The 5,089-nt window shown below is 68.2% G+C and carries 6 protein-coding genes and 1 tRNA gene; 2 read left to right on the top strand and 5 right to left on the bottom strand.

All coding sequences use genetic code 11. The annotated features are described in order from the left end of the window. The 5 genes from rplA to FNH05_RS31950 form a co-directional block, all read right to left on the bottom strand. Window positions 1-694 (bottom strand): 50S ribosomal protein L1 (gene rplA / locus FNH05_RS31970; RefSeq protein WP_144592576.1); only part of this gene is annotated, 694 nt, incomplete at its 3' end. 147 nt (window positions 695-841) lie between these two features. Then, complete coding sequence (rplK, locus tag FNH05_RS31965) at window positions 842-1,273, bottom strand: 50S ribosomal protein L11 (protein ID WP_144592575.1); 432 nt, start codon at window positions 1,271-1,273, stop codon at window positions 842-844. Between the two features lie 73 nt (window positions 1,274-1,346). Beyond that, complete coding sequence (nusG, locus tag FNH05_RS31960; RefSeq protein WP_144592574.1) at window positions 1,347-2,144, bottom strand: transcription termination/antitermination protein NusG; 798 nt, start codon at window positions 2,142-2,144, stop codon at window positions 1,347-1,349. A gap of 57 nt (window positions 2,145-2,201) precedes the next feature. Continuing rightward, the gene (gene secE / locus FNH05_RS31955; protein ID WP_144592573.1) at window positions 2,202-2,639 is read right to left on the bottom strand and encodes a preprotein translocase subunit SecE; all 438 of its coding nucleotides are present in this window, start codon (window positions 2,637-2,639) and stop codon (window positions 2,202-2,204) included. A 73-nt stretch (window positions 2,640-2,712) separates the two neighbouring features. Next, window positions 2,713-2,785, bottom strand: a tRNA-Trp gene (locus FNH05_RS31950). Window positions 2,786-3,032: 247 nt separating this feature from the next. Here FNH05_RS31950 and FNH05_RS31945 point away from each other — a divergent pair. Continuing rightward, window positions 3,033-4,256: a pyridoxal phosphate-dependent aminotransferase gene (locus tag FNH05_RS31945; RefSeq protein ID WP_144592572.1), complete on the top strand. Its 1,224-nt coding sequence runs from the start codon at window positions 3,033-3,035 to the stop codon at window positions 4,254-4,256. 14 nt (window positions 4,257-4,270) lie between these two features. Continuing rightward, window positions 4,271-5,089: SGNH/GDSL hydrolase family protein (locus FNH05_RS31940; RefSeq protein WP_144592571.1), on the top strand; the 819-nt coding region annotated here is incomplete at its 3' end.

The following is a 5,089-nucleotide window of genomic DNA, read 5'->3' as shown; positions in this document are numbered from 1 at the left end:
GGTTGCGGGTGCGCGCCGGGTCGACCGGGATGCCCGGGCCCATGGTGGTCGAGAAGGTGACCTTCTTCAGGTAACGGCCCTTCGCGGCGGAGGGCTTCGCACGCAGGATCTCGTCCAGCGCGGCGGCATAGTTCTCCACGAGCTTCTCCGGCTCGAAGGAGGCCTTGCCGATCACCAGGTGCAGGTTGGCCTGCTTGTCGACCCGGAAGCTGATCTTGCCGCCCTTGATGTCGGCGACGGCCTTGGCGACGGCGGGGGTCACCGTGCCGGTCTTCGGGTTCGGCATCAGGCCACGCGGGCCGAGGATGCGGGCGATGCGCCCGACCTTCGCCATCTGGTCCGGCGTCGCGATCGCGGCGTCGAAATCGAGCCAGCCACCCTGGATGCGCTCGATCAGCTCGTCGGTGCCGACCGCGTCCGCACCGGCGGCCTCGGCCTCGGCGGCCTTGTCGCCGACGGCGAAAACGATGACGCGGGCGGTCTTACCGGTACCGTGCGGCAGGTTCACGGTGCCGCGGACCATCTGGTCGGCCTTGCGGGGGTCGACCCCGAGACGCACGGCCACCTCGACGGTGGCGTCCATCTTGACCTTGGAAGTCTCCTTCGCGAGCTTCGCGGCCTCGAGCGGCGCGTACAGCCGCTCCCGGTCGATCAGCTCGGCGGCCTGACGATAGGCCTTGCTGCGCTTAGCCATGCTCTGTCCTAACTCAAGAAATGTGGATCAGTTGTGGTCCCGGGCCAGCGCCTGGCCCTCCCACGACGACATCGGGTGGCGCCGGCGATCATCTCGGCTGGCACTGTGCGGCCTGCTCGATGTCGCCGCTACACGGTCGACGGCGGTTTATTCGACGGTGATGCCCATCGACCGGGCGGTGCCGGCGATGATCTTGGCGGCCTGCTCGATGTCGTGCGCGTTCAGGTCGCTCTTCTTGGTCTCGGCGATCTCGCGCACCTGGTCCCAGGTCACCTTGGCGACCTTGGTCTTGTGCGGCTCACCGGAGCCCTTCTCCACACCGGCGGCCTTGAGCAGCAGCCTCGCGGCCGGCGGGGTCTTGAGCTTGAAGTCGAACGACCGGTCTTCGTACACGGAGATCTCGACCGGCACCACGTTGCCGCGCTGCGACTCGGTGGCGGCGTTGTAGGCCTTGCAGAACTCCATGATGTTGACGCCGTGCTGACCCAGCGCGGGGCCGACCGGCGGGGCCGGGTTCGCGGCACCCGCCTGAATCTGCAGCTTGATGATCGCTGCAAGCTTCTTCTTCTTGGGTGGCATTCCTGTTCCTCTTCAACTGCTACGTCCCTCGCGCGCCTGCCAGCAGCGAGGGCCAACGGCCGACGAAGGGCCGTCAGATCTTGGAGACCTGGTTGAACGAGAGCTCGACCGGGGTCTCCCGGCCGAAGATCGAAACCAGGACCTTCAGCTTCTGCGCGTCCGCGTTGACCTCGTTGATCGTCGCGGGCAGCGTCGCGAACGGGCCGTCCATCACGGTGACCGACTCGCCGACCTCGAAGTCCACCTCGACCGGGGTTCCGCCCAGCGCCGCCTCGGCCGCCGCGGCCTCACCCTTGGCCTTCGCCGGGGCGGGCTTCTCGACCTTCGGCGCGAGGAACTTGAGCACCTCATCGATGGTCAGCGGGGACGGCTTGTTGGTGGCGCCCACGAAACCGGTGACGCCCGGGGTGTTGCGGACCGCGCTCCACGAGGCGTCGTTGAGCTCCATCCGGACCAGGATGTAGCCGGGCAGCACCTTGCGCTGCACGACCTTGCGCTGGCCGTTCTTGATCTCGGTGACCTCCTCGGTGGGCACCTCGATCTGGAAGATGTAGTCCTCGACGTCCAGGGTCTGCGTCCGGGTCTCGAGGTTGTTCTTGACCTTGTTTTCGTACCCGGCGTAGGAATGCACCACGTACCACTCGCCGGGCAGCGCCTGCAGTTCCTTGCGGAGCTTGGCGACCGGGTCGTCCTCGGCGGCCTCGGGCTCTTCCGCGGCGGCCTCGGGTTCCTCCCCGGCGGCCTCGGCCGGGGTGTCGACGTCGCTCGGTTCGAGGTCGGCCTGCGCCTCGTCGTCCGCGGTGGACTCACGCACCGGCTCGACCGGCTCGTCAAACTCGTCGCCGGCCGTCACGCCGTTCTCGGAGGTCACGTTCCGTCCTCTCACTTGATCGCTTGTCGTGTTCGTGCTGGCCCGCGCTCCTGGCGCTCAGCCGAACAGCCAGAACACGCCCTTGCGGAACGCGAAGTCCAGCAAATAGACCAACGCGACCATGAAAGCCACGAAGACCAGCACCACGGTGGTGTAGGTGATCATCTGCTTGCGGGACGGCCAGATGACCTTCCGCAGCTCCGCCCACACCTCGCGGATGAACCGCATCAGCCTCGCCAGCGGCGACGGCTTCTTCTCCTTGCGATCCCGCTTGGGGGTCGCCCGGCCCTTCTTCCCGGTCTCGGCAGGCTTCACCGCACCGTCCGCGGCCGCCTTGGCAGCGGGACGAGCCTTGTCGGCTTCTTTGGCCGTGGCCTTGCCTGCCGGACGCGCGGAGGCGCGGCGCTCGCGCCGAGCCGCGGCGGTGACCGGGCGAGGAGTCTGCTGGGACTCCTGTTCCTTCTCGCCGCCGGCGTCGTTGTCGCTCACGACCACTCCTCCGTGCCTTTTCGAGAAGACCGGGTCTAGGCAGCCGACCCCGTCTTCCCTCGAACCACCTTTGTCGACGCAGGGGTGACAGGACTTGAACCTGCAACCTGCGGTTTTGGAGACCGCTGCTCTGCCATTTGAGCTACACCCCTTCGAGCCCAACCACCGCTCGCGGGACACCCTTCACCAACCCCGCATATCCTACGGGGCGCGGTGCCGGACGTTCCAAGTTCGGCAGTCTACGGCAAGCCGGGAACCGCCTTGCAACCGAGGCCTCCCAGTGCCCCCGGCGGGCCCTCCGCGAGCCGTTCCGGCACCCTTCTCCGCGGGGTGTGGTCCCCGTCGCGGAGCCGGGGGCCTGAGTCTTCGATCACACTCCCCGCGTGCCACCATGGAGGCATGACCTCTCCCGTTTCCGTCACCCACCCCCGCATCTCGGCCCGTATCGCCGGCATCACGCCGTCGGCGACCCTCGCCGTGGACGCGAAGGTGAAGGCGCTCAAGGCCGAGGGCCGCCCGGTGATCGGCTTCGGCGCGGGGCAGCCCGACTTCCCGACCCCGGACTACGTGCTGGAGGCCGCCATCGCGGCCGTGCGCGACCGCGCCAACCACGGCTACACCGCCGCCGCCGGCCTGCCCGAGCTGCGCGAGGCCCTGGCCGCGAAGACGCTGCGCGACTCCGGGTTCTCGGTCGAGCCGTCGCAGGTGCTCGTCACCAACGGTGGCAAGCAGGCCGTGTACTCCGCCTTCGCCACCCTGCTCGACCCGGGCGACGAGGTACTGCTGCTCGCCCCGTACTGGACCACCTACCCCGAGTCGATCAAACTCGCGGGCGGGGTGCCGGTGCAGGTCACCGCGGACGAGACCACCGGCTACCTGGTCACCGTCGAGCAACTCGAGGCGGCCAGGACCGAGCGCACGAAGGTGCTGCTGTTCAACTCGCCGTCGAACCCGACCGGCGCGGTCTACCCCCGCGAGCTGATCGAGGAGATCGGCAAGTGGGCCTACGAGCACGGCATCTGGGTGATCACCGACGAGATCTACGAACACCTCGTCTACGACGACGCGGTGAACCACTCGCTGCCGGTCGTGGTGCCCGAGATGGCCGACCGCACCCTGGTCCTCAACGGGGTCGCGAAGACCTACTCGATGACCGGCTGGCGGGTCGGCTGGATCATCGGCCCCCAGGATGTGATCAAGGCCGCCACGAGCTACCAGACCCATCTGTGCGGCAACGTGGCGAACGTGTCGCAGCGGGCCGCTCTGGCCGCCGTGGCGGGCCCGCTGGACGTGGTGCACGAGATGCGGGCCGCGTTCGACGTGCGCCGGAAGAAGATCGTCTCGATGCTGTCGGAGATTCCCGGCGTCGAGTGCCCGACCCCGAAGGGCGCGTTCTACGCCTACCCCTCGGTCAAGGCGGTGCTCGGCAAGGAGATCCGCGGCGAGCGCCCCTCGGACTCGCTGGAACTGGCGGACCTGATCCTGCGCGAGGCCGAAGTGGCGGTCGTGCCCGGTGAGGCCTTCGGGACGCCCGGCTATTTCCGGTTCTCCTACGCTCTCGCCGAAAAGGACCTGATCGAGGGAGTCAACCGGGTCGGGGCACTGCTGTCCGAGGCGAAATGACGTAAAACCGGTATGTGGCCGGTAAATCCAGTTCCGGCCTGATCCTGGCGGTGACACTCGCCGGACTGATCGGGTTCGGGTACTACAAATCGGAGCAGGGCTCGTCGGCGCCGCCACCGGCGCCGACGGGTTCCAGCACGGGTGGCGGCACGGGCCGCTACGTGTCGCTCGGCGATTCCTACACGTCCTCCCCGCGGACCGGAGTGCGGGTGGGTGAGCCGCGCGGTTGCGCACGGTCGGACAACAACTATCCGAGGCTGATCGCGGCCCGGCTCAATCCGGCCGAGTTCGTCGACGTCAGTTGCAGCGGGGCTAGCACCGTCGATCTCACCCATCCGCAGGCGACCAAGGATGGGGAGAACCCGCCGCAACTGGACGCCGTCACCTCCGACACCACCTTGGTCACGCTCGGCATCGGCGGCAACGACATCGGCTTCATCAAACTGGCCGGTGAGTGCGCCACCACCGACCCCAAGGTCTCCCCCTGCCAGGACAAGATGGACGCCGGGGGGTACGACGAACTGGCCGCGCGGATCTCGGCGACAGCGGTCAAGATCGCCGCCGTGCTCACCGAAATCCACGCGAGGGCGCCACGGGCCCGGGTGATCGTGGTCGGCTATCCGACGGCGCTGCCCTCGGGCGACGGCTGCTGGCCGTTCCTGCCGCTCGGCAAGGCCGACGTCGCCTACCTGCGCGAGTCGGAGGAGAAGCTGAACCGGATGCTGGCCGTGCAGGCGAAGGCCCACCAGGCCGGTTACGCGGACACCGCGTCCCCGTCCAAGGGGCACGACATGTGCGCCAAGACCCGGGTGAAATGGGTGGAGGACCTGGTG

Source organism: Amycolatopsis rhizosphaerae (genome assembly GCF_007713715.1).
Classification (GTDB): Bacteria; Actinomycetota; Actinomycetes; order Mycobacteriales; family Pseudonocardiaceae; genus Amycolatopsis_E; species Amycolatopsis_E rhizosphaerae.
This window is presented reverse-complemented; position numbering and strand designations above follow the sequence as displayed.